Annotated in this window: 19 protein-coding genes and 2 pseudogenes; 14 read left to right on the forward strand and 7 right to left on the reverse strand. The window is 60.3% G+C overall.

Annotated features, from left to right (window positions below):
* Positions 1–3: 3 nt before the first annotated feature.
* Both GXP70_RS03725 and GXP70_RS03730 read left to right on the forward strand, forming a co-directional pair.
* On the forward strand, positions 4–1,803 hold the full coding sequence (locus GXP70_RS03725) for a sensor histidine kinase (RefSeq protein ID WP_162355227.1): 1,800 nt from the start codon (positions 4–6) through the stop codon (positions 1,801–1,803).
* Entirely contained in the window at positions 1,796–3,427 is a 1,632-nt protein-coding gene (locus GXP70_RS03730; RefSeq protein ID WP_162355228.1) for a response regulator, read from the forward strand. The genes GXP70_RS03725 and GXP70_RS03730 overlap by 8 nt, the downstream gene beginning before the upstream one ends.
* A gap of 704 nt (positions 3,428–4,131) precedes the next feature.
* Here GXP70_RS03730 and GXP70_RS03735 read toward each other — a convergent pair.
* The 5 genes from GXP70_RS03735 to GXP70_RS03755 form a co-directional block, all read right to left on the reverse strand.
* Entirely contained in the window at positions 4,132–4,572 is a 441-nt protein-coding gene (locus GXP70_RS03735; RefSeq protein WP_162355229.1) for a GNAT family N-acetyltransferase, read from the reverse strand.
* A 77-nt stretch (positions 4,573–4,649) separates the two neighbouring features.
* A complete protein-coding gene (gene fdhD / locus GXP70_RS03740) occupies positions 4,650–5,438 on the reverse strand; it encodes a formate dehydrogenase accessory sulfurtransferase FdhD (protein ID WP_162355230.1) in 789 nt (262 codons plus the stop codon).
* A gap of 240 nt (positions 5,439–5,678) precedes the next feature.
* Positions 5,679–8,087, reverse strand: coding sequence for an FdhF/YdeP family oxidoreductase (locus tag GXP70_RS03745; RefSeq protein WP_162355231.1), 2,409 nt, complete (start codon positions 8,085–8,087; stop codon positions 5,679–5,681).
* Positions 8,088–8,286: 199 nt separating this feature from the next.
* Positions 8,287–8,655: a Na-translocating system protein MpsC family protein gene (locus GXP70_RS03750; RefSeq protein WP_162355232.1), complete on the reverse strand. Its 369-nt coding sequence runs from the start codon at positions 8,653–8,655 to the stop codon at positions 8,287–8,289.
* Positions 8,656–8,771: 116 nt separating this feature from the next.
* Positions 8,772–9,272 (reverse strand): hypothetical protein, encoded by a 501-nt coding sequence (locus GXP70_RS03755; protein WP_162355233.1) that lies wholly within the window; start codon positions 9,270–9,272, stop codon positions 8,772–8,774.
* A gap of 227 nt (positions 9,273–9,499) precedes the next feature.
* On the opposite strand from GXP70_RS03755, the gene GXP70_RS03760 reads away from it, so the two are divergent.
* From GXP70_RS03760 to GXP70_RS30415, 12 genes and pseudogenes are all read left to right on the forward strand, one after another.
* The gene (locus GXP70_RS03760; protein WP_162355234.1) at positions 9,500–10,066 is read left to right on the forward strand and encodes a PadR family transcriptional regulator; all 567 of its coding nucleotides are present in this window, start codon (positions 9,500–9,502) and stop codon (positions 10,064–10,066) included.
* A gap of 326 nt (positions 10,067–10,392) precedes the next feature.
* Entirely contained in the window at positions 10,393–11,307 is a 915-nt protein-coding gene (locus GXP70_RS03765; RefSeq protein WP_162355235.1) for a DMT family transporter, read from the forward strand.
* Positions 11,308–11,823: 516 nt separating this feature from the next.
* Positions 11,824–12,714 (forward strand): ABC transporter ATP-binding protein, encoded by an 891-nt coding sequence (locus tag GXP70_RS03770; RefSeq protein ID WP_162355236.1) that lies wholly within the window; start codon positions 11,824–11,826, stop codon positions 12,712–12,714.
* Between the two features lie 46 nt (positions 12,715–12,760).
* Complete coding sequence (locus GXP70_RS03775) at positions 12,761–13,513, forward strand: ABC transporter permease (protein WP_162355237.1); 753 nt, start codon at positions 12,761–12,763, stop codon at positions 13,511–13,513.
* 4 nt (positions 13,514–13,517) lie between these two features.
* A complete protein-coding gene (locus tag GXP70_RS03780; protein WP_162355238.1) occupies positions 13,518–14,810 on the forward strand; it encodes a sensor histidine kinase in 1,293 nt (430 codons plus the stop codon).
* A 3-nt stretch (positions 14,811–14,813) separates the two neighbouring features.
* A complete protein-coding gene (locus GXP70_RS03785) occupies positions 14,814–15,413 on the forward strand; it encodes a response regulator transcription factor (protein ID WP_162355239.1) in 600 nt (199 codons plus the stop codon).
* A 327-nt stretch (positions 15,414–15,740) separates the two neighbouring features.
* Positions 15,741–17,156: an S-layer homology domain-containing protein gene (locus GXP70_RS03790; RefSeq protein WP_162355240.1), complete on the forward strand. Its 1,416-nt coding sequence runs from the start codon at positions 15,741–15,743 to the stop codon at positions 17,154–17,156.
* A 214-nt stretch (positions 17,157–17,370) separates the two neighbouring features.
* Entirely contained in the window at positions 17,371–18,321 is a 951-nt protein-coding gene (gene corA, locus GXP70_RS03795) for a magnesium/cobalt transporter CorA (protein ID WP_162355241.1), read from the forward strand.
* Positions 18,322–18,403: 82 nt separating this feature from the next.
* A complete protein-coding gene (locus tag GXP70_RS03800) occupies positions 18,404–18,688 on the forward strand; it encodes an alpha/beta-type small acid-soluble spore protein (protein ID WP_162355242.1) in 285 nt (94 codons plus the stop codon).
* Positions 18,689–18,986: 298 nt separating this feature from the next.
* Positions 18,987–19,670, forward strand: a complete 684-nt coding sequence (locus GXP70_RS03805) for a response regulator transcription factor (protein WP_162355243.1) — start codon at positions 18,987–18,989, stop codon at positions 19,668–19,670.
* A 569-nt stretch (positions 19,671–20,239) separates the two neighbouring features.
* Positions 20,240–20,653 (forward strand): annotated as a pseudogene (locus GXP70_RS30410) (histidine kinase dimerization/phospho-acceptor domain-containing protein); the annotation flags it as partial.
* Positions 20,654–21,163: 510 nt separating this feature from the next.
* Positions 21,164–21,388 (forward strand): annotated as a pseudogene (locus GXP70_RS30415) (ATP-binding protein); the annotation flags it as partial.
* Positions 21,389–21,913: 525 nt separating this feature from the next.
* On the opposite strand, the gene GXP70_RS03815 reads toward GXP70_RS30415, so the two are convergent.
* Complete coding sequence (locus GXP70_RS03815; protein WP_162355245.1) at positions 21,914–22,156, reverse strand: hypothetical protein; 243 nt, start codon at positions 22,154–22,156, stop codon at positions 21,914–21,916.
* Positions 22,157–22,700: 544 nt separating this feature from the next.
* Positions 22,701–23,090 carry a VOC family protein gene (locus tag GXP70_RS03820; RefSeq protein WP_162355246.1) on the reverse strand — a complete coding sequence of 130 codons (390 nt, stop codon included), beginning with the start codon at positions 23,088–23,090 and terminating at the stop codon, positions 22,701–22,703.
* Positions 23,091–23,434: the final 344 nt, after the last annotated feature.

The following is a 23,434-nucleotide window of genomic DNA, read 5'->3' on the forward strand; positions in this document are numbered from 1 at the left end:
TGGATGACGGGATGGATGCACGTGCTGCAATTTCTGAAGATCAACCGAATGACAGGCCGAAGAATGAACATCTTCACGAAGATTATGATTGTCATCGTGATCATGCTCGTGCCGATCGTCGTCATGTACAACTCGTCCAATAAGATCAGCACCGATGTCGTGGAGAAAGAGCTGCTCCAGGTCAACTTGAACCGCCTTCGCCTGTTCGTCGGACAGATGGATGCGGAAGCGGACAGGCTCTGGAAAGCCGCCTACGTCGTCGCCAAAGATCCGGATGTTGTGCAGCTTCAGTTCCGGGCGTCTTCCGATCCCGTCTACACGTGGCTGCAAGCCAAGAAGCAAGTGCAAGAGAAGCTGGACCTGCAGTCGTCCACGTTCGAATGGAGCAATAAGCTGACCGTCTATTCGCCGCCCTCGGGCGTCGTCGTCTCGACGAACTGGAAGCAGCAGTACGATGCGGACTACTTCCGCAATCCGGTCCAGGATCACTGGGATTACCGTCTGATCACGACGGAGCGCGGCAGCGAGCAGGCGTTCCTGCGCCAGTTGATCACGCCTTTCGATCCGAAGGAAATGCCGGAGAACCCGAGCTTATACGTCGAAGTGACATTCTCGGCGGAGAACCTGGTTCGCATGCTGGACCGGTTGATGCAGGGCAGCGCCGGCAGCGCGTTTCTGTTCAATCCGAATTTCGAGCCGATTCTGCCTTCGGACATGGATCGCGCGCAAATGCTGGAGATGTCCCGGATCTTCGCGGATATGAAGGCGGACGAGCTGGGCAAGGAAGGCTCCGTCAAGCTGAAATTTCGCGATGAAGAATATCTCGTCAACTATGCCGCCTCGGACGCACTGGGGTGGTATTTAGTCGATTTCGTGCCGATGACCCAGGTATTGAAGCCGATCGATCAGAGCAAGTATATGTTCTATGCGGCTAGCGGACTGCTGCTGCTTATGGGCATCTCTTCCGTTGCGCTGCTCTACCGCCACGTGCAGAAGCCGATCTACGAATTGATCCGCGCGGTCAAGTCGCTGCGGCGGGGCGATTACGGCTATCGGATCGCGCATTGGCCGAGCAACGAGTTCCGGTATTTGATCGAACAGTTCAACTTGATGTCCCAGGATACCCAGGAGCTGATCGACAAGGTCTATACGGAGCAGCTGCGGGCGAAGGAGTCGTCGCTCAAGCATTTGCAGGCGCAGATCAATCCGCATTTCCTCTACAATAATTTCGCTTATATTCAAAGCATGGCGCAGCTTGACCGGACGAAGGCGATCGTCGCGTTCACGCAGCATCTGAGCCAATACTACCGGTATACGACCCGAACGGAGCAGCAATTGACGTTCCTGTCGGACGAGATGGATTTGATTCGCAATTACTTGGAAATTCACCGGATGCAGTCCGAACGGCTGCAATACGCCGAGCAGATCGAAGAAGGCATGATGTCGCTGCTCCTGCCGCGGCTGCTGCTGCAGCCGTTGATCGAGAATGCGGTCGTGCACGGCATGGAAGGCAAGAAAGGCGAGTTTCATATCTTGATTACGGGACGCCGGACGGCAGACGGCTGCGAGCTGCTGGTGGAGGACAACGGCATCGGCATGAAGCCGGACGAGCTGGCGGCGCTGAGATACTCCTTGCAGCAGTCGACCAGCCTCAGCCACAGCATCGGGCTGCGGAATGTCCATCAGCGGCTGCGGCATTATTTTGGCGATTCGTCGGGTTTGCGCATCGAGCATTCGCCGCTCGGCGGATTATGCGTCGGATTGATCATTAAGGACGGGGGCGGTTCCAATTCCAATGTTTGAAGTGCTCATCGTGGACGATATGCCTTCGCAGGTTGAGAGTATCGCGGCGACGATCGCGGCAGGCAAGCTCAGGTTCGCGCATATTCATAAGGCGTTCTCGGGCGAAGAGGCGCTGAAGATCAGCCGGGAGCGCAGGATTCATATCGTCATTACCGATATCCGAATGCCCGAGATGAACGGGGTCGAGCTCATCCGGCAGCTGCGCGAGACCGATTCCAAGATCAGGATTATCGTGCTGTCGGGCTATGCCGATTTCGAATATGCGCAGAGCGTCGTGCCCTATAATACGTCGGGCTATCTGATGAAGCCGGTCAATCCGGAGCAGCTGCAGAGCATGCTGGGCAAATTGCTTGAAGAAATCGCCGGCGAGATGGAGCAGCGCAAGCAGCAGCAGCGCGACGTGTACGCGTTCCGGGAGAATTTGCCGGCGCTGCGCAACGAGCTGCTGAAGCGGCTGATCGGCGGCGAGCGCATTCCGTATTCGGAACTGGAACGGAAGCTCTTCCTGCTGAACCTGCCGTTCTCCACGGAACGCGAGGCGGGGATGTTCATCGTGCGGCTGGAGGGCAGGCTGCAGGAGTACGTCAACGCGGACCGCGACCTGATCGAATACGCCGTGATGAACATGGCGGAGGAAGTGTTCAAGGATGTCTTCCATCTCTGGTTCTGCCGGGATCACAATGAATACCTCGTCTTCGTCGCGACGCCGATCGAGAAGGTACACGGGCCGGACGCCGCAGGCTCGGCGGTCGACCGCTACGAGTTCGATCAGCGGGCGGCGACGCTCAAGAAGAAGGCCGAAGCGCTGCTGAACAGCAGCTTGTCCATCGTCCTCGGCAGCAATTGGGCGCTCTTCCCCGAAGGCTTAAGCGACTTGTACCGGACGCTCGTGAACGGGATTCGCCAAATCGACGACGGCCGCGACGGCGCGTTCCTGCGGGTCATCGAGAACCCGGGCGAGGTGGTCATCGGCACGATGACGTCGTTATACCGGCCGCCGCTGCTGCTCCATCTGCTGGATACGGGCAATTGGGAAGGCGCGGAGAAGAAGCTGAACGATATTTTCGCTGAACTGAAGAGCGTGCATTATCCGCCGGAATACGCCAATGAGGCGTACTTCGCCATTGCGAACGCCTATCAGTACATGACGCACAAGAAGGGGAAGCTGCTGAGCGAGCTCGGCGGAGCTTCGCTCGGGCTGATGCCGTCCGCGCCGTCGCTTCAGCAGCTGGAGCGGTGGGCCTTCTCCATCTTCGGCAGCATCCGGCACTTGTGCCATGAGCGGGGCGAGAAGCAGAAGTCCGGCTTGATCGAGAAGGTTCACGAATACGTGGCGCACAACATGAACGCCGATCTGTCGCTGCAGACGCTGGCGGCGCATGTCGGCCTGCATCCGGCCTATCTATCGCGCGCTTACCGGGCGGAGACGGGCAATAACCTGAGCGACTATATTCTGCGCTGCCGGATGGAGCTGGCAACGTACCTGCTGCGCAATGGCGAGAAGAAGATTTATGAGATTGCGCAGACGGTCGGCTACCAGGCGGTGCCGCATTTCATCAAGCTGTTCAAGGCGTACTCGAACATGACGCCGCAAGAGTATCGCGACCGCGCGGTGCAGACGTGAAGGTTGGATGCCGGGCGTGCTGGGACGGCAGAGGGAGGGCGGTGCGGCGTAATAGCTGGAAGGGCGATACGCCGTAACGGGAGGAAGGGCGAAGAGGCGGGCGTTAAGTAGGGGACGGCGGCGCCGGTCAGCGTTAAGCTGGGGGAGCAGGGCGATGCGGTGAGCGCGCCCGAGCGGTGTCGAGGCCGAGGCAGAGCGTGCTGCTTTGGCGGCAGGAGAGGTTCGCTGCGAACGCGCCTCGTGTGGGGTATGGGCAGAGCATGCTGTTTTGGCGGTGGAGAGTAGTTCTGTGGCCGTTCACGATCCGCGTGGGGGCGAGACCGAGGTTGAGCGTGCTGTCTGGCGGTGGGCTGGAGAAGCAGGGCGATGCGGCCGTTCGCGCCCGAGCGTGGTCGAGGCAGAGCATGCTGCTTTGGCAGTAAGTGACGCAGGGCTGTGAGGCTCGCAACGTTGCGGACCCTAGATCCGTTATTTGCCCCGAATTAGCGATTTTCGATGCTCAGCGGACACAGAATACGCTATTTGGCTAGCTGAAGCGCCGAAAGTCATGGCTTTGAGTCAAATAGCGGAACTGTAGTCCGATTCTTCGGAAAATCGCCTCTTTTGCATCAAATAACGGATCCTGTGTCCGCAGGGGTGCTAACGTAACCCCGAAACCCCTCGACCACGAGCCGCGCCCCGAGCTCCCAAATCAATTCACGCCGCTAACGGTACATCTGTACAAACCACATTTGAAAGCCGTGCTTCTCGTAGAAACCGACGATTTCGCGCCACTGTTTGCTTGCGGAATAGACGGTGGAACGGACGATGCCGTTCGCTTCCGCCGTTTGAAGCAGGCTGTCGACCAGCGTGTGCCCGATCTTATCGCTTCGATAATCGGGATGCACGTATACCTCGTCGATCTCCAGGTAAAGCTCCCCTTTGGGGAGGACGGCAAGCCCTTCGCTTTCATGCACGCTTCCCGTGATGTACCCGATGACGCCCATTTCATTCTCCGCTACCCAGAAGTAATCCCCGATATATGCCTGCAATTCTTCTTCGCGAGTAGCCGCAAGGCCATAAGTAATCGCTTCGGCGGCCCATAATGCGGATAGCTCGACAACCCGCGGCAGATCGCGCTGGGCCGCTTGTCTGATCGTAGCCATAGTCCTTCCTCCGTCCAAGAGACCAAGTAACAAATCGTTACGGTTACAGCCGCACCAATGGCAAGCGTGAACCCTTCCTATTCCACGATGCGTTCGCCATGCGTGTACACGTTCATCTCGCGCCCGCGAATGAAGCCGACGCAGGTAATGCCGAGGTCGTCCGCAAGCTTCAAGGCAAGATCGGTCGGCGCCGATTTGGAGAGCAGGATGCCGACGCCGATCTTGGCGGCTTTCAGCACGACCTCGGAGGAGAGTCTGCCGCTGAAGGCGATGATGAGGTCCGTCACGGCCAGTCGCTGCTGCAAGGCATAGCCGAACAGCTTGTCGAGCGCGTTGTGGCGCCCGATGTCGGTGCGCACGGCGATCAACGCCTCCCGCGTGCAGAGCGCGGCATTGTGGACCCCGCCCGTCAGCTGAAAGTCGGGGGAGCTGTGCTGCAGCAGGCGCATGAGCGTCATGCACTGCGCGGGCGTCACCGTCTGGCGGCTCATCGACGTCCGTGCCGTGCGGGCATCGCTGCGAAAATAAAACTGGCGGCTCTTCCCGCAGCACGACCCGATAAACCGTTTCGCGTAATCGTCCTTGCCCGTCGACTGGGGACGATGCAGCTCCGCGTACACATAACCCCGTTCCTCGTCGACCCGCAGCTCCTTCAAGTCGGCGGCTTCCCGGATAATGCCTTCGGACGCGAGGAAGCCGATCGCGAGCTCCGTCAGCTCCGTCGGCGAGCATACGATTGTCGCGAATTCCTCGCCGTCCAGCTGAAGCGTAAGCGGATACTCCGAGGCGATGTCGTCTTCCCGCAGGATGGCGGTGCCGTCCGAATATTTGCGGATCGGCCAAGTGGTAATGACGCGCGGCATCATCGTGCGATCTCCTCCTCGAATGATAGTGAATGGCGCGCGGTCAGTCGGACTGACCCGAGCGCCATGTGCTGTGGTCAATCGCCGAGCAACGTGTGCCGAGCGCCGAGCACTGAGCCCTCGTACCAAGCGCCGAGTCCCAAGCGCCAACCCCCCCAAGACCTCAGCACCGTATACCAAGCGGCCGGCAGGGAGCGGCATACCGCCCCGTTACGCGCCAGCGCGCTGTGCATGGCATTCCCGTTAACGCGGATTGCGCTTCCGATCGTCGACGGGTACGGTCGAAGACGGCTCTTCGGCATCGTCCCACTCTTGATCCAGCTCCGCGATGCGCTTCTCCACGTAGCGGGTATCCTTGAGTGCATGATATGTGTCCGCGCGTTCCATCACGACCGCCGTATTGTATTCCGGGATGCCGGCATACGGCTCGTAGACCTTCTTCGGCAGCAGCGCGTTGCACTCCGGCCAATACAATTCCAGATTGCCGGCGGCGATGGAGGCGAACTTCGCCCTGCCGTGAAACGCGCCGCAGCTGTTATAGAGGACGATGGCATCGCCTTCCCGAATATCGTGCTTCGCGCCGTCATTCGGGTGCATGAGCACGTCGTAGCGGTCGGCGGCGTTGAACGGATCCGTATTGCTGTAAATCATGGAGTTGAACTGCTTGCCGCGCCGCGACGTGATGTAGAAATGCCCCTCCGGCTTGCGCAGCTCCGGCAGCTCGATCGGCAGCAGCTGGCCGCGGCCGTTCTTCGTCGGGCAAACGCCGCCTTCGCACAGCCAGGCGCCGCCCCATTGGAACACGTCGCCTCTGTGCTTCAACAGCTGAACGCCGTCGTAGTTCGGCGCGGCGAGCGCGATCTCCGCGCGCAGCGCATGCGCGTTCTTATACGTGACGAGTTTCGCGCGCTCCGGGTCGACCCGCGCCGCCAGATCGCAATAGATTTGCCATTCGGCGCGCGCTTCCTCGATGCGCGGGCCGTCGATCTCCGGCGAGAAGTAGACCATCCGCTCCGTCGACGTCGAGGTGCCGCCGCCCGGCTGCTCGTAGCGGGTCATGGCGGGCAGCACGATGACCGCTTCCCGCGCGTCTGCGAGCGTCGACGTATTGAGCACGATATCCTGGTGGACGCGGATATCGATCGACTCCAGACTGGCGCGGACGTAGTCCGGGTCCGGCATCGTCTCCAGGAAATTGCCACCCGACGTATAGAACAGCTTCAGCTTCCGCTCATGCTCATCCGGCAGCTGCGCGTTCTCCAGCGTGACGCCGACGATGTCGCCCTGCCACTTGGGCAGCGGGAAGCCCCAGACATTCTCGATTCGCGGAATGTCCGCGCCCTTGAACTCGCCGCCCGGCAGGCTGAACGGGTCGGCGCCCATCTCTCCGGAGCCCTGCACGCCGCTGTGGCCGCGAATCGGCATGAGGCCGCAGTGCTCGCGGCCGAGAAATCCGCGCAGCAGCGCCAAATTGGCGACCTGCGAAATGTTGTCCGTGCCGAAGCGGTGCTGCGTCAGCCCCATGCTCCAGACGAAGACGCCGGACTTCGCAGCGGCCAGCAGCTCGGCGAATTCGGCCATCCGCGCGCGGGACAGGCCGGAAGAGCGCTCCAGCAGCGCCCAGTCCTGGCGCAGCACATGGTCGCGCAGCGCTTCATAGCCGTCGGCATGCTCGCGGACGAAGGCGTGGTCGATCGCGGAGCCGGGCCGCGCTGCCTCCATGTCGAACCAATGCTTCATGATGCCGTGCATGAAGGCGATGTCCCCGCCGATGTTGACCTGGTAGAAGTCGTCGGCGATCCGCGTGCCGAACAGCGCGGACTCGGGGATCGACGGCACCCAGTAGCCGTCCATCGCCGGTTCGCGGTACGGATTGATGACGACGATGCGCGTGCCTTTGCGCTTGGCGGCGTACATGTACTTGGTCGATACCGGCTGGTTGTTCGCGGCGACGCTGCCCCAGAAGACGAGCACGTCGGTGCCGATCCAGTCTTTGTAGTTGCAGCTGGACGCCCCGATGCCGACCGAGCGCTTCAGCGCGGTCTTGGACGGCGAATGGCAGATGCGCGACGCGTTATCGATGTTGTTCGTGCCGAGGAAGCGGGCGACCTTGGCCGCCGCATAGTACGACTCGTTCGTAATGCCGCGCGCCGTCAAGTAGAAGGCGAGCTGCTTCGGGTCGATGGCGCGGATGCGCGACGCGATCATGTCCAGCGCCTCGTCCCACGACAGGCGGCTGAACCGCCGTTCGCCCTTGCGGCGGATGAGCGGGTAAGGCAGCCGGCCGAGCTTCCGCAGCGCCGCGCTGTCCATCTTGCGCAGCTCGTCGATGTCCGCATGCAGCACGTCCGGCTTGATCGCCGGCATCGTGTTCAGCCGCAGCAGGTTCAGCCGCGTCGTGCACACATGCGGCCCCGCGAGCGTCTGGTCGTACAGGCCGGAGACGCCGAGCGCGCAGCCGTCGCAGACGCCCTGCGTCAGGATGCGGAACGCGTACGGCAGATTGTCGCGGTTCTCCGCCATCACCTTCAGCGTATCGCGGATATGATGCGGCTTCACCTTGCCGAGGCCGAACGGCATCTTGCTGACCCACAGCTTCGGATCCGGCCGCGAAGGCAGCTTGATCGGTCCCGTATGTTTCGTTTTTCCCATAGAAACATTCCTCCCCATTAATAGCGAAGCGCCCTAAGCTCCGGAAGGGCGAAGCGCCCCCAGCGCCGGCCCGAAAATAAAAAAACCGCGCCGAGGCCGGCTTTTTCTTCCGCATGAAACCGGGGTTTCATAAGTCAAGAAAAAATCGTCTCGGGCGGTTAGTCTCTCGCAGGTTCGCTGCCGAGCGCCAAGCGCGTCATCATGAACGGCCGCTGCCGAATTTGCGTTCGATGTCCTGATCGAACACGAAGACCGACATGCCGAAATCTTTGTCGATATCGATATCCACGAACAGCTCCAGGAAGCGCGCGCCGAGCAGCGCCTCCATCTCGAGCGGCGGATGGTTGCGGTAGATTTCCTTCACCCACTGCGTGCGCGCTTCGCGCAGCAGCTGCTTGCCGTCGTCGGCGGTCGCGATGAACTTCTCCACCGGCGACAGATTGCCTTCCATCTCGCAGATCGCCCATTGCTTGCAGAAGGTCGTCGTAATGCGGCCGGGCCCTTTGCCCATATGCCGTTTGCGGTAAGCTTTCACCAAATTGCTGAATTCTGCCTCGGCTTTGTTCATGCGCACACCCCGTTTGACCGCAGACCGGCGACAGGAGCGCTGTTCCGTATCATGCGGCATTGCCTGCAATCTTAGGATCATCTTAACAAGAAAGCGCAACCATGACAATGCGAACGCTATAAATTAACGCCGATCACCCCGATGAAGAACAGCGCGAGCGGCAGGAAAATAAAACTCAGCGCCGCATGGGAAGTTTCGTACTCGGCGCGCAGCCGGGACAAGGCAAGATCCGCGAGGCCGAACAGCGCGGCATACGCAGCGCCGTGCCACGCCGCATGCGGGAAGGGCAGGATCAGCAGCATGCCCAGACCGCCGAAGGCGGCATGCAGGACAAGCGAGGCCAAGGCGTGCGGCCAGGCACGGGGCAAGAGCTTGACGAGCAGGCATTCGGCCAGCAGGGAGGCCGGGACCCCGTATCCGTAGATCACGGGCGTAACGTAGAGGAGGAGAACGCTGCCCATGCCGAGCAGCTCCCGCCAGGAAGCCGCCGCGCTCCGTTCGTTCTGGAAGACGATCAGCGCGAGGACGACGGCGACCGCCGAGACGGCCGCGGCCGTCAGCTTGCGCTTGAGCCAGGCGGGAATGACGCCCGTCAGGCTGGAATGGGGCGTATACATCGGAATCGCTCCTTCGCGGGCATGCATCCCTTATCGTTGCTTTCAGCATACCGCCGCCGAACGAAGCCGGGGAGTTCTATTTTACATGGGCCCCGTTGCCCGCAGTCGGCGCGAGCTGCCCGCAGGCGCGACATAGCCGCGGCAGACCGAAGTTCCCGAATGCGTTCCGCGCCGTTTTGTGGTACGATCTTGGGCAAAAGAGTGCATTCGTAGGGGGACCCGCATCGATGATCGCATTATCGTACGCCTTGCTGTGCATGCTGGCGCGGAAGCCTTGCTCGGGCTACGAGCTGACGAAGCTGCTGCAGATGTTCTGGCAGGCGCAGCACAGCCAAATCTACCCGCTGCTGGCGAAGCTGGAGAAAGCGGGGTTGGTCACCTTCGAGCTGATCGGCCAGACCGGGAAGCCGGACAAGAAGCTGTACAGCATCACCGCCGACGGCATCGCCAAGCTGCAGCATTGGATCCGCACGCAGCCGCCGACGGAGCAGCTGGAACGCGACGAGTTCCTGATCAAAATCTACGCGATCGGGCTGATGGAGCCGGAAACGAGCCGGGCGCTGTTCCTTGAACGGCGCGAGGCGCTGGAGATTCGGCTTCATCGGCTGGAAGGCGAGATGAGGCTGATGGAAGAAGAACGGGAAATGCCGGTGACGGACTACGCCTCCAGGCAATTCGGCCGCTACTTGCTCTACCAGCGGAGGATGCGGCTGGTCCGGGAGGAGATCGACTGGATCGACTGGACGCTGCCTTTATTCAAGCCTTCCGCGGCGCTCCCTCCGGAGCGGGACTGACCATCGGTTCCGCTTGTTATAATGCCCGAAATTTTGTCTGGCAGGCGGCGGGCGTTCAGGCATGCCGGGCTATGCGTCCGGCGTAGGATAGCTGTAGGCGCCCGCATGCCGGACTGCATATACGACCGTCAGAGACGTGCCGCGTTTCATCACGATGCTTCGGAAGACGTATGATTAGGATTCGCATCCGCCGTCTGCTGTCCGGGAGAGGCGATGATTGCGGCATACGGTTATTTTTGGAATTGGTTATTGTATTTCCGGCCGGAATCCGTCAAACTGATTTTGGCGCGAAGCCGACACTATGCGGATTGGAGACCGGACATCGGATGAAGCAGGAGAAGAAATGGGTGTTCTATATCGGGCTGGCGATGGTCGCCGCCTTCTGGGGAATGAATTTTGGCGTGTCGCGCAAAGGGATGGAGACGTTCGATCCCGTGCTGTTCTCCTTCTTGCGCTTCGCGATCGCGATCCCGTTCTTCTTCCTCATCCTTAAGCTGAAGGAAGGGCGGATCGGACTGCCGCTTAACATGGTGCCGCGTTTCATGCTTCTCGGCTTCTTCGGCGTGACGGTGCTCGAAATTATGGTGCTGTATTCGATTAAATATACGACGCTGGCCAACGCGTCGCTGCTGAACGTCGCCCCGTGGCCGATATTCGCCGCGCTGTTCGGGCCGTTCTTCCTGCGCGAGCGGATCACGTCGCGCTTGGTAACGGGCGGCATCGCCTCGATGGTCGGCGTTTGCTTCATTATATTAGGCGGCGGCGCGGGACTCGATATGTCCTCGGACAACATGCTCGGCAACCTGCTCGCGTTCGTCGTCAGCATCATGGGCTCGCTGTACAATTTGGCCTGCATGCCGCTCATGAAGCGCTTCTCGCCGCTGTACGTCAGCACATGGTACACGGCCTTCGGCGTGCTGTTCATGTTCCCGTTCACGCTTCCGTCCTGGGGCAAAGTCGATTGGCTGGCGCTTGGAAACAACGAGTATACGGCGGTGCTGTTCAACGTGTTCGTCTGCACCGTCATCGGCTTCATCGTCTGGAACGCCAGCATGCTGCGCATCGGCGCGACCCGGGCGAACTTCTTCCGCTACCTGGTGCCGGCATTCGCGGCGGGGGCCGGCTATCTCTTCTTCGACGAAGCGTTCAGCGGCTGGCAGCTGGCCGGCACGGTCTGCATGGCGGCCGGCCTGGTGTGGATCAGCCTGGAACGTCCGGAGCCGACGCCCGTAAGCGCCTGACAGCTAACGCATGCATCGTTTAACCGCCTCGGAAATAGCTGATAGAAATTGGACGACCCCCGCTTCATCCCGAAGCGGGGGTCTATTGTGTGTAAGCGGGGCATAGCGCCGGTATTCTTGCAGCGCTGCCCTGATATAGTAAGCGTAACCGCTAATGTCTTCCTACCTTCATACTAAATCATGCACGAAAGCAACGAAAGCCCTAACCTCTCTATCGTCCTTGCGGTTCCTCGACCGCGCCAGTGTGAATCCGTGTTCCTTCAAGCAGCCGTGTTTAAAAGGAAAATAACTGTGGTGATTCATGGAGGGTAAATCACAATCAATCCGAGGAAAAAACCAGAGGTTACACTTGATACAAATGTTAATTATAGACCTGATTCCGTCATGTGTCAAGATGCGGAGTCCATGCAGATAAGATGACGTTTGTCATGCGAAACGCATTATATTCATGTATTCCGAGCCACCTGTCCGCGGGGTACAATGAGTGCATCAAGTTCGATGACAGGAGTGAGCGAATTGAAAGCAGCCATTCAACTAACGGGCGTAAGCAAGGTATATAAGGATAAGAAAGCCGTCGACAACCTGACGTTGTCGATCGCGGAAGGAACGGTCGTGGCGCTGCTCGGGCCGAACGGCGCGGGCAAGACGACGACGGTATCGATGATACTCGGCCTTCACAAGCCGACGCAAGGCACGGTGAAGCTGCTCGGCGGCGACCCCGGCGACGTCCGCGTCCGCGACCGGATCGGCGCGATGCTGCAGGAAGTGAGCGTCATCGACGGCCTGAAGGTCAGCGAGAGCATCAACCTGTTCCGCAGCTATTACGAGAAGCCGCTGCCGCTGAATTATTTGCTCAAAGTGTCCAACCTCGAAGCCGAGAAGGATAAGATGGCTTCCTCGCTGTCCGGCGGGCAGCAGCGCCGTCTCGGCTTCGCGCTGGCGCTTGCGGGCGATCCCGAAGTCCTCTTCCTCGACGAGCCGACGGTCGGCATGGACGTCACAAGCCGCCAGTTGTTCTGGGATACGGTGCGCGCCATGGCCGGCAAGGGCCGGACGATCGTGCTGACGACGCATTACCTCGACGAAGCGGACAGCGTCGCCGACCGGATTGTCGTCATCAACAACGGCAAGATCATCGCCGACGGCACGCCGGGCGAGATCAAATCCGAAACGACGGGACGTGTCGTCTCGTTCGTGGCGGGACCGACGGTGACGAGCGACGCGCTGTACCGGCTGCCCGGCGTGACCGACGTGGAGTGGAGCGGCCGTCACGTGAAGGTGTTCAGCAACGACAGCGACCGGCTGATCCGCGCGCTCGTCGAAGGCAAGTTCGAAATGCGCGACATCGAAATCCACAGCGGCGGTCTCGAGGATGCCTTCCAGGCGCTCGTCCAGCAGGCGAACTAACGCAGACGCAAAGCATATACCATTCTAATTTAGGGGATGAATACGAATGAATCAGACGATGCTTCGGGCAACGATTGCCCAGTGCAAGGCGGAATTGCTGCGGACGTTCCGCAACCGGCGGTTTGTGATTTTCTCGGTGCTCATGCCGATCCTGTTCTTCTTTCTCTTCTCGAGCTCGGTCGGCGACCAGCAAGTGGACGGCGTGAATTTCACTTCCTATTACCTCATGTCCATGACATGCTACGGCATTATCGGCGCCAGCTTCACGACGTTCAGCCAACGGTTGGCCCGCGAACGGTCGCAGGGCTGGATCAAAATGCTGAAAATCACGCCGCTGCCTTCCTGGGCGTACATCCTGTCCAAAATCGGCGCGCAAGCGATCATTAACCTCTTCATCGTCGTCATGATGTTCGCGGTCGGAGGATTCGGCAAGCATATCGACCTGCCGGTTTCCACTTGGCTGTCGTGCGGCTTATGGATCTGGGTCGGCGGCATGTCGTTCATGGCGCTCGGCACGCTGTTCGGCTCGATGCGCAATCCCGATGCCGTGCAAGTCATCAGCATGATCGTCTACATGGGCATGTCCGTGCTCGGTGGACTGTGGATGCCGGTATCGACGATGTCCAAGACGATGCAGGACATCGCCAAGGCTCTGCCGACCTACCGTCTCGGCCAAGGCGCATGGAACATGCTCGGCGGAGGCACGGTGGACTGGTCGGGCATCGGAATACTGGTCGCCTACGTGGTCGTGTTCATGGTATTATCCTCATATATTATGAGAAAGCAGGAAGCGGTGTAGATTCATGCGCTTACGCAAATCGGAAAGGCGGCCCGAATCGGGACCGCCTCTCATCTTTTCGCTGGTCTGGCTCGTCTATCTCGTGTTTCCGCTCGTTGCGCTGTTCCAGCAGCCGGCGACGGAGCTGATCGAAGGCCTCGTCACGGTGTCCGTGTTCGCGACGCTGTACGTCAGCTGCTATTTCTTTCCGCGCGCGCGGTTATACCTGGTGCTCGGCTTGATCGCGATTACGCTGCTGTTCTGCGTGGAGCTGGACGCGACCGGCATCTATATGGCGTTCTATTCGGCGCCGATCATCGGACAGCTGAAGAAGCGCTGGGAGCTGATCGTCGGCTATGCCGCCATGATCGCGCTGTTCGTCATCAATTTCGCCTACTGGAAGCTGTACGGCGATCAGGACGTCCTGCTGGCGATCCTGCCGGCGATGGTCGTGATCCTGGTCATGCCGCTCGCGATGAAGCTCGGCATGAGGTCGAAAGAGCTGCGCAAGAAGCTGAATCTCGCCAACGAGGAGATCGCGCGGCTCTCCAAGAACGAGGAGCGGCAGCGCATCTCGCGGGATTTGCACGACACGCTGGGCCATACGCTTTCGCTCATCACCCTGAAGAGCGAGCTGGCGGAGAAGCTCATCCGGAAGAACCCCGAGCGCGCCGTGCAGGAAGTGAAGGACATTCAAGCGACGTCGCGCGCGGCGCTCAAGCAGGTGCGCGAGCTCGTGTCCGGGATGAACGCGGTGACGATCCGGCTCGAGGTCGACCATGCGAAGCAGATTCTCGCCGCGGCGGGCATCGTCCTGGAGAAGCGGGGCGAGCTTGCTGGCTTGCAGCCCGCGGCGCAGAGCGGCCGGGCGGGCTCCTTGGCCGCGGACGACGCTGGACGCGCGGGCGGTCTGGCGGATGCGGACGGCGGAGCCCTTGAAGCCGGTGCGGGAAGCGCGATCGGCCCGAACGGCGATGCCGAGAATCTCTGCCCGTCGCCGCTCATCGACAACATCCTCGGCATGTGCCTGCGCGAATCGGTCACGAACGTCGTGAAGCACAGCCGGGCCCATGTTTGCACGGTCGATCTGCGGCGGGAGCCGGGCGTTCTGCGGCTGACGGTCGAGGATGACGGCGTCGGCCTGCCGGACAAGGGCAAGGACGAGGCGGCCGCCGGCTGCAACGGCATGAAGGGCATGCGCGACCGGCTGAAGCTGATCGAAGGCGTGCTGACGGCGGAGCGGGCGGGAACGGACCGCGGCACGCGGCTCGTCTTCACGGTGCCGCTCGTGGATAAAGCAAGGGAGGAGGGCGCATAGGCCATGAAAGTCATCGTAGCGGAAGACCAGGGCATGCTGCGCGGCGCGCTCAGCGCGCTGCTCGACCTGGAGGACGACATCGAGGTCGTGGCCCAGGCGGAAGACGGCAGGCAGGCGCTCGAGCAGATCGAGCGGTTCCAGCCGGATATTTGCGTCATGGACATCGAGATGCCGCACTTAAGCGGACTCGATGTCGCCGAGAAGCTGAAGGAGCAAGGCCATGCCTGCAAAGTCGTCATCTTGACGACGTTCTCGCGTTCGGGGTATTTCCAGCGCGCGATGAAGGCGGGCGTTCGCGGCTTCTTGCTGAAGGACTCGCCGATCGACGAGCTGGGCGCGGCGCTGCGGACGGTGTCCAAGGGCGGCCGGGCCGTCAGTCCGGAGCTGGCCATGTCGTTCTTCGAGAGCGAGAATCCGTTGTCGGAGCGGGAGCGCGAGGTGTTGCGGCTGGCATCGGAAGGGCTGTCCGCGAACGACATCGCGGGCAAGCTCTATCTGTCGGCGGGCACGGTGCGCAACTATTTGTCCGAGGCGATTCAGAAGCTGGAGGCGAAGAACCGGATCGACGCGATCGGCATTGCGGAGAAGAACGGGTGGCTGTGAAGCCGCGCGAGAGACGTAACGTCTACGATAAACCGCGTAAATCGCACTGATTGGAAGGAAGCCTTGGAATGCCCGCCGGCGGAGCGTTTCCAGGGCTTTTTGTCATGGCGTGGAGGGCTGAACATCCGAGACCTGCTGCTCCATGGCGCCGGATGCAGGGACGGCCTTCTCGATTTCGAAGACCAAGTGAGCGGCCGCCTGTTTCAATATCCCGGAATCGGTGTATAGCAAGATGTCAGCCTATTAACCGGAACTGGATTTCTAGTGGAACTAATACTAGAATATAGAAATACATAGAGAAACCGACTGAGAGGACATGGACCACCGATGCGAAAATCATGGATTGCGTTAGCCGTCTCCGCCGCGCTTCTGGCAGGCCAGCTCGGAGTCGCCGCCAAGCCGGCCGATGCCGCGGTTTCGGGCGCCCCGAGCGCCTGGGCCAAGCAGGAGATCGATGCGGCGATATCAAGCGGACTGATTCCTTACGGGTTAACGAACAGTTACCAGCAAGCGCTGACCAGGCAGGAATTCAGCGCCATGGCCGTGCAGCTGTACGAGGTGCTTACCGATCAGAGGGCGCCCTCTCCCGGGGCCGATCCGTTCAAGGATACGAATAGCGCCGAGGTGTTGAAGGCCTACGCGCTCGGCATCGTGAAAGGCACGGGCGCGACGACGTTCTCGCCCAAAGCGACGGTTACGCGCGAACAGATCGCGCTCATGCTCTACAATACGCTCGTCAAAGCGGGCTTCCAGAACGACCTCGCCGCGGGCAAGAGCAAGGGAACCGTCCCTGCCTTCGCCGATGCGAAGCAGATTGCCGCCTGGTCGCGCGGCGCCGTCGACGCCTTGACCGCGAACGCCGTCATGAAAGGGAACGGCACCGGCGCCTATGTCCGGTTCATGCCGAAAGAGACGACGACGCGGGAGCAGTCGATCGTGCTCGTGTACCGCATTTTTGAACAATTCGGCCGTTATTTCGTGCGGAAGGAGTCCGACCTGCTCGCCGCGCTGCTGCAATCGAAGCCCGTCGTCATCGAGGACGAGCGGGCCAAGACGGTGGATCAGCTGACGCGCAAGATCATGGCGGATATTATCAAGCCGGACATGTCGGACTATGAACGCGAGCTGGCGATTCACGATTATATCGTGCAGCATACGGCGTACGATTACGATAATTTCCGCAAAGGCACGGTGCCTGCCGATTCCTATACGATCTACGGCACGCTCGTGAACGGCATCGCCGTGTGCCAAGGATATGCCTACACCGCCCAGCTGATGCTGCGGATGGCCGGTATCGAGGCGTATTACGTGCGCGGAACGGCCGGAGGCGGACCGCATGCGTGGAACAAGGTCAAGATCGACGGGGCGTATTACAACCTGGACGTGACCTGGGACGACCCGGTTCCGGACGAGGCGGGCAGACAGGCTTACGGCTACTTCAACGTCACCGACGAAGAGCTGCGCCTCGATCATGTATGGACCGACAAGCTGCCGCAAGCGACAGCCAAGACGATGAACTATCACGCGTACAACGGCTTGATCGCGGATTCCCCGGCCGCGTTCGCGGCCAAAGTCGATGCCGCGATCGGCGCGCGCGCCGCTTCCGTCTCGATCAAGCGTACGTACAAGGAAGCGGACGGCGAGTCGGCATGGGATGCTCTGGCCGCTTCGCACAGCGACGTGCAGATGGTGATATCGACGGATAGCAGCGAGGTGATCAGCATCAAATTCACGTATAAGTGACCGTAGAAGCAATCGTAGAAGTGTTCGTAAAAGTGCTCGTATGAACAAACCGTTCGCTTGGCCGAGGTGCTCGCTCCTTCGACTAACGAACGGTTTGTTTTATCGGCCGGAGGTCGTCCGCCAGCCAGAGCCGCGGAAGCCGCGTTGCAAGGCTTGAAATGGCAGTGCTAGAATGTAGACATATTATGAAGACAAGCATTGGAGAGCCGCATATATGATACGAATCCTTGCCGTAACGAACGATCGCCGGATCCTGCAGCTGTCGTCGCTGGATGAATTGGCGGACTACGATCTATCCTGGTATTGGGCGGATTTCTGCGGGCCTTCGCCGGACGAAGTCAAGCTGCTGGAGGATTTCTTCGGGTTTCACCCGCTTGCGATCGAGGACTGCCTGTATTATTTGCAGCGGCCCAAGATGGATCACTACGGCGACGTGCATTTTCTTGTGCTGCACGCGATGTCGCCGGATACGCTCGAGACGCAGGAAGTGGACTTGTTCATCGGGACGGATTATGTGGTGAGCTACCATCAGCATCCGCGCCGCGAGCTGGAACGGGCGCGGGAGAAGGTGCTTCATAAGCCGCATTGGGAAAAGCACGGCTGCCTGCATGCCGCGTACACGGTGATCGACGAGCTGGTGGACGATTACTTCCCGGCGGCGCAGGCGATCGAAGACCAGCTGCTGGAGTTTGAGACCGGGCCGCAGGAGCCGGGGACGCAGCAGAAGCTGCTGCAGGTATTCGACATCCGCAACAAGCTGCTGAAGCTGCGCAAAACGGTCGTACCGATGCGGGAGCTGCTGTATCGCATTCTGAATACGCAGCGGATCGAGGCGATGCCGCATTATCATCTATTCTTCACCGATATCTACGATCATCTGCTGAAGCTGGCGGAAATCGTGGATTCCAACCGCGACATGACCTCGGATTTGCGCGATCATTATATGTCGCTGAACGCCAACCGGATGAATACGATCATGAAGACGCTGACGGTCATTACCGTTATTTTCATGCCGCTGACGTTCATCGCGGGCATATATGGCATGAATTTCAACTACATGCCCGAGCTGGCCTGGCATAACGGCTATTTCGGCGTGCTGGCCGCGATGGCGCTGATGGCGGGCGGCATGTACGCATGGTTCAAGATCAAGGGCTGGTTCGATTGACCGGCCTGCCGCGGCCCGCTGCATAATTCGGCCTTCCTTCGGGGAACGTACTCGTAAACAGTCCTCAGGAGGCGATGGGCAGATGGCAAGACGAAGTCGGAGGAAACATCTCGTTCCCGGCGCGGACGCCGCGATGAGCGCATTCAAGGCCGAAGTGATGCGGCGGGAAGGGTTCGTCGTCGATCCCGGCCGGCCGGACGACGTGAAATTCGAAGTGGCGCAGTCGCTCGGCATTCCGCTCGAGCCCGGCTACAACGGCAACGCATCGACGGAGTCGATGGGCCAGGTCGGCGGGCAAATCGGCGGCGCGATGGTGAAGGAGCTCGTGCGTATGGCGCAGGAGAAATTGGCGAACGGCAATCCGTAACGTCCGGGCAGCGACCCGGTCAGAAGGCGATTGGCTTCGGACTGCACATTCAGTCCATGCTTCTGTTCGGAACCGGCGGCGATCGGCAGGAAATGAAGGGCGGCAAATCGAATACAGCCATCTGCGGCTTTGCGCGGATGGCTTTTTGGCGTGTTCGCGCGAATTCGAAGTTGGCTAATTGGCTGATCTGGAAAAATATTCAACCTTTTTCAGCTTTATTTCAGATTCGTTTCATGCATGCTTCAGGATTCTTGCTTACACTGAAATCCTACATTCGTTTAATGGGGGTTGTTTGCCTATGCCCGCGGCTATTCTTGTCATCGAAGACGATCACTATATTCAAGAGCTCATTGTCGAGTTTCTGCGCGCGCAGCCGTACGATGTCGATGTGGCGGCGGACGGCATGGAAGGCTGGGAGAAATTCCAGGGCGGGACGTACGATCTCGTCATTCTCGATTTAATGCTGCCGACGATGGACGGCTATGAGATATGCAGGCGCATACGGGAGAAAGGCGATACGCCCGTCATCGTGCTGACCGCGCTCGGCGAGGAGAAGGATCAGCTGCGCGCCTTCGAGGAAGAAGCCGACGATTACATCACGAAGCCGTTCTCGTTCCACGTGCTGATGAAGCGGGTGGAGGCGGTGCTGCGCCGCACGCGCAGCGCGCAATCCGGGGAGCTGCTGTTCGACGGCCGGCTCCGGCTCGATGCCGACGCGTACAAAGTGTTCGTCGACGGCAAGCTGGTGGAGACGACGACGAAGGAATTCGATATTTTGCATACGCTCATCCATAACGCCGGGCGGATCATGACGCGCGACATGCTGCTGGACAAAGTGTGGGGCTACGATTATTTCGGCGATTCCCGCATCGTGGACGCGCATATCAAGAATATCCGCAAGAAGCTCGGCATCTCCATCATTCGCACGGTCAAAGGCGTCGGCTACTCGCTCGAATCGGAACTGGCCGGGGTGGGCGGATGATTCGGCGGAGGGGCATCCGGTTCAAAATCTTCCTCGTGACGACGGCGCTGCTCGTCGTATCGGCCGTACTGATTTATTTGACGCTCTATTTCGCGCTGCCGAGCTATTACAAGTACATCAAGCAGTCTCGGCTGGAGAGCGGCGTGAACGAATTGCTGCGCGCCGTGAACGGGCAGCCGGTGGAAGAGGCGCTGCCGCTGATCGCCCAGTTCGGGCAGGAGCATAACGCCGTCATGATGCTGCGGGACAAGGACGGAGGCGGCTATTACATTCCGCCGAATTTCCGTACGTTCAAGGGCTGGCTCAACGGCGGGAGCGGGGCGGGCGGCTATCCGCTGCTGCGCAAGCAGCTGGAGACCGGCCGGTTCGTGGACAAGAAGGACGGCGTTCCTGCGGGAATCGCGGGCGGTCCCGTATCGGGAGGCGCCGTGGGCGGGCAAACGCATATTTTGAGCGCGGAGCGGAAGGTATCGTTCGCCGAAAGCAACGAATCGTTCACGCTGTACGTGGATGCGCCGCTGCAGCCGATCGGCGAGGCCGCGAGCGTCATCCTGCTCTTCCTGCCGTACATGCTCATCCCGATCGTGCTGATCGCGATCGGCGGGGCCTTCATCTACGCGCGGCTGATCGCGCGTCCGCTGCTGTCGCTGAACGGAGTGGCGCACCGGCTGGCGAAGCTGGATTTTACGGTGACGGAGCCCGCGCTGAAGACGAGCGACGAGCTGGGCGAGCTGTCGCTCAGCTTAAGCAAGCTGGCGGTCAATTTGCAGTCGACGATGGGCGAGCTGCAGGACGCGAACGCCCAGCTGAAGAGCGACATCGAGCTGGAACGGGAGCAGGAGGCGAAGCGGCGCGAGTTCGTGGCGACGATCTCGCATGAGCTGAAGACGCCGATCACCGCGGTCAGCGGCCAGCTGGAGGCGATGATCGCGGGCGTCGGGCCGTTCCGCGACCGGGACACGTATTTGCGCAAGTCCTATACGATCATGCAGGACATGGACAAGCTCGTCCATGAGATTTTGGAGCTGTCGAAGCTGGAAAGCCGCGACTTCCGTCCGCTCATGCGCCGGGTCGATCTGACGGAGTTCGTGCGCGAGGCGATGAACAACATGAGCTATCTCGCGGGAGTGAAGCATATGGAGCTTGTCAGCGAGCTGCCGGAGGAAGCGATGATCATCGCCGATGAGCGGCTCATCTCCAAGGCGGTCGCGAACATCATTACGAACGCCGTGCAGTATTCGGGCGACGGGGAGCGGGTGTTCGTCCGGCTCGTGGAGGAGCGGCGGAGGGATGCGGCATACGCGGACGCGGATCGGGCAGCCGCTTCGGCGGGCGATGCGTTCGCGGGCGCGAACGCGAGTACGAGTGCGGCGGCGTATGGCGGAGAGCCGTCTGGCGGTGCGGCGGAGGGCGTTGCGCGGGATCAGGCGGTCTTGGAAGGAGCCGCAGCATTGGGCTTGCTGGACGAGCTGGACGCGGCGCCGGTCCGTTACCGGCTCGATGTGCTGAACACCGGCGTACAGCTGGACGAGACGAAGCTGCCGCGCCTGTTCGAGCCGTTCTACCGTGCCGAGCAGTCGCGAAGCCGGTCGACGGGCGGAAGCGGGCTCGGGCTGTACATCGTCAGCAAAGTGCTGGACGCCCACGGCGCCCGGTACCGCATCGGCAATACGCCGGAGGGCGTGCGGTTCAGCGTGCTGCTGAAGGCCGCGGCTTAGACGGCGCGCGAGGCGAAAATACTGCCTTTGCGGCAGGAACCCGACCTCGTGCGAGGCGAAATGGCCGGAAACTTCCCAAAGGCAGGAACTTGGCCTCGCGCGAGGCCGAATGGCCGAAAAAGTTGCCTAAAGGCAGGAATTCGGCCTCGTGCGAGGCGAAATGGCTGAAAAAGCTGCCGCGGCGGCAGCTATTTTCGTGAAAGTGGGCCAAGCCGCTAGAAAAGTTGCTGCACGGGCAGCTTTAGCTGCGTCTGGGGCGCGAAACTGTTGGAAAAGCTGCCACCACGGCAGCTTTTTCGTGGAAAAACGGCCAAGCCGCGAGAAAAGTTGCTGCACGGGCAGCTTTAGCTGCGTCTGGGGCGCGAAACTGCTGGAAAAGCTGCCACCACGGCAGCTTTTTTCGTGAAAGTGGGCCAAGCCGCGAGAAAAGTTGCTGCACGGGCAGCTTTAGCTGCGTCTGGGGCGCGAAACTGCTGGAAAAGCTGCCGCCACGGCAGCTTTTTTCGTGAAAAAGCGGCCAAGCCACTAGAAAAGTTGCTGCACGGGCAGCTTTAGCTGCGTCTGGGGCGCGAAACTGCTGGAAAAGCTGCCGCCACGGCAGCTTTTTTCGTGAAAAGTGGGCCAAACCGCTTGAAAAGTTGCTGCACGGGCAGCTTTAGCTGCGTCTGGGGCGCGAAACTGCTGGAAAAGCTGCCGCCACGGCAGCTTTTTCGTGGAAAAGCGGCCAAGCCGCGAGAAAAGTTGCTGCACGGGCAGCTTTAGCTGCATCTGGGGCGCGAAACTGCTGGAAAAGCTGCCGCCACGGCAGCTTTTTCGTGGAAAAGCGGCCAAGCCGCGAGAAAAGTTGCTGCACGGGCAGCTTTAGCTGCATCTGGGGCGCGAAACTGCTGGAAAAGCTGCCACCACGGCAGCTTTTTCGTGGAAAAGCTGCCAAGCCGCGAGAAAAGTTGCTGCACGGGCAGCTTTAGCTGCGTCTGGGGCGCGAAACTGTTGGAAAAGCTGCCACCACGGCAGCTTTTTCGTGGAAAAACGGCCAAGCCGCGAGAAAAGTTGCTGCACGGGCAGCCTTAGCTGCGTCTGGGGCGCGAAACTGCTGGAAAAGCTGCCGCCGCGGCAGCTTTTTTGGTGAAAAAGCGGCCAAGCCGCTAGAAAAGTTGCTGCACGGGCAGCTTTAGCTGCGTCTGGGGCGCGAAACTGCTGGAAAAGCTGCCGCCGCGGCAGCTTTTCACATGACTTACTGTCAGAATCACGAGAAAAGCTTCCTCGCGACAGCTTTGCGCCGCCGCCGCCGCTTAAGCGCCGACACAGACGACTAATCGGCCGCGGACGAGTTTGTCTCCATAAACTCCAGCCGATTGCCGAACGGATCGTTCACAAAGAACCGCCGTACGCCTTCGTCGTCTCTGGCATCGTCAAGCGTGACCGGATAGCCGGCATCGGTCAGATGCTTCGCCAGCGCTTCGATGTGGCGTACCGTAAACGCCGGATGGGCTTTCGTCGCCGGTACAAAATCCCGCTGCACGCCGATATGCACCTGCTGCACGCCGCATTGAAACCATACCCCGCCCCGCTGGCGGAGCGGCTCCGGCTTCGGAAGCTCCGGCCATCCGAGCGCGCCGCTGAAGAAGCTCCGGGCTGCCGTCTCACAGCCCTCCGGAGCCGCGAGCTGAACATGGTCGATTCCAGTGAACGAGAAAAGCATTGAAATTCCTCCTTCGAGCATCGGTTTCATTGTTCGGAACTTGGTTTCATAAAATTATTGTATGCGAAGAAGAGACAGAAATCCATCCATCGATCGAACAGGCGATGTCTTCGAATAATATAAATTGGCATATGGATTCGAAGAGGCGTTGCTCATGTGCTTGGGTGTGGCTGCTTATACAGACGGCAGAGCGTGAGCGAGCAAGAGATGCAGGAGTGCGGCAAGCACAAGAGGGAGATATGGCAGCCTGCCGACAGGCCGCCGATATCTCCCTTTTGCACTTCACCCGGCTAGCCCGCTCTCCGCAAGCTTACCGTTCCTGCCCTGCACTCGAGCCGCCATCA

The organism is Paenibacillus lycopersici, from assembly GCF_010119935.1.
Taxonomy (GTDB): Bacteria; Bacillota; Bacilli; order Paenibacillales; family Paenibacillaceae; genus Paenibacillus_Z; species Paenibacillus_Z lycopersici.

Excerpts from the sequence above, each read along its gene's own strand:
- GXP70_RS03790 (WP_162355240.1), top strand. The coding sequence starts at position 15,741 with ATGCGAAAATCATGGATTGCGTTAGCCGTCTCCGCCGCGCTTCTGGCA.
- GXP70_RS03775 (WP_162355237.1), top strand. The coding sequence starts at position 12,761 with ATGAATCAGACGATGCTTCGGGCAACGATTGCCCAGTGCAAGGCGGAA.
- GXP70_RS03800 (WP_162355242.1), top strand. The coding sequence starts at position 18,404 with ATGGCAAGACGAAGTCGGAGGAAACATCTCGTTCCCGGCGCGGACGCC.
- GXP70_RS03745 (WP_162355231.1), bottom strand. The coding sequence starts at position 8,087 with ATGGGAAAAACGAAACATACGGGACCGATCAAGCTGCCTTCGCGGCCG.
- corA (WP_162355241.1), top strand. The coding sequence starts at position 17,371 with ATGATACGAATCCTTGCCGTAACGAACGATCGCCGGATCCTGCAGCTG.
- fdhD (WP_162355230.1), bottom strand. The coding sequence starts at position 5,438 with ATGATGCCGCGCGTCATTACCACTTGGCCGATCCGCAAATATTCGGAC.
- GXP70_RS03805 (WP_162355243.1), top strand. The coding sequence starts at position 18,987 with ATGCCCGCGGCTATTCTTGTCATCGAAGACGATCACTATATTCAAGAG.
- GXP70_RS03765 (WP_162355235.1), top strand. The coding sequence starts at position 10,393 with ATGAAGCAGGAGAAGAAATGGGTGTTCTATATCGGGCTGGCGATGGTC.
- GXP70_RS03725 (WP_162355227.1), top strand. The coding sequence starts at position 4 with ATGACGGGATGGATGCACGTGCTGCAATTTCTGAAGATCAACCGAATG.
- GXP70_RS03735 (WP_162355229.1), bottom strand. The coding sequence starts at position 4,572 with ATGGCTACGATCAGACAAGCGGCCCAGCGCGATCTGCCGCGGGTTGTC.
- GXP70_RS03820 (WP_162355246.1), bottom strand. The coding sequence starts at position 23,090 with ATGCTTTTCTCGTTCACTGGAATCGACCATGTTCAGCTCGCGGCTCCG.
- GXP70_RS03730 (WP_162355228.1), top strand. The coding sequence starts at position 1,796 with ATGTTTGAAGTGCTCATCGTGGACGATATGCCTTCGCAGGTTGAGAGT.
- GXP70_RS03755 (WP_162355233.1), bottom strand. The coding sequence starts at position 9,272 with ATGTATACGCCCCATTCCAGCCTGACGGGCGTCATTCCCGCCTGGCTC.
- GXP70_RS03815 (WP_162355245.1), bottom strand. The coding sequence starts at position 22,156 with ATGCAGCTAAAGCTGCCCGTGCAGCAACTTTTCTCGCGGCTTGGCCGC.
- GXP70_RS03785 (WP_162355239.1), top strand. The coding sequence starts at position 14,814 with ATGAAAGTCATCGTAGCGGAAGACCAGGGCATGCTGCGCGGCGCGCTC.
- GXP70_RS03750 (WP_162355232.1), bottom strand. The coding sequence starts at position 8,655 with ATGAACAAAGCCGAGGCAGAATTCAGCAATTTGGTGAAAGCTTACCGC.
- GXP70_RS03760 (WP_162355234.1), top strand. The coding sequence starts at position 9,500 with ATGATCGCATTATCGTACGCCTTGCTGTGCATGCTGGCGCGGAAGCCT.
- GXP70_RS03780 (WP_162355238.1), top strand. The coding sequence starts at position 13,518 with ATGCGCTTACGCAAATCGGAAAGGCGGCCCGAATCGGGACCGCCTCTC.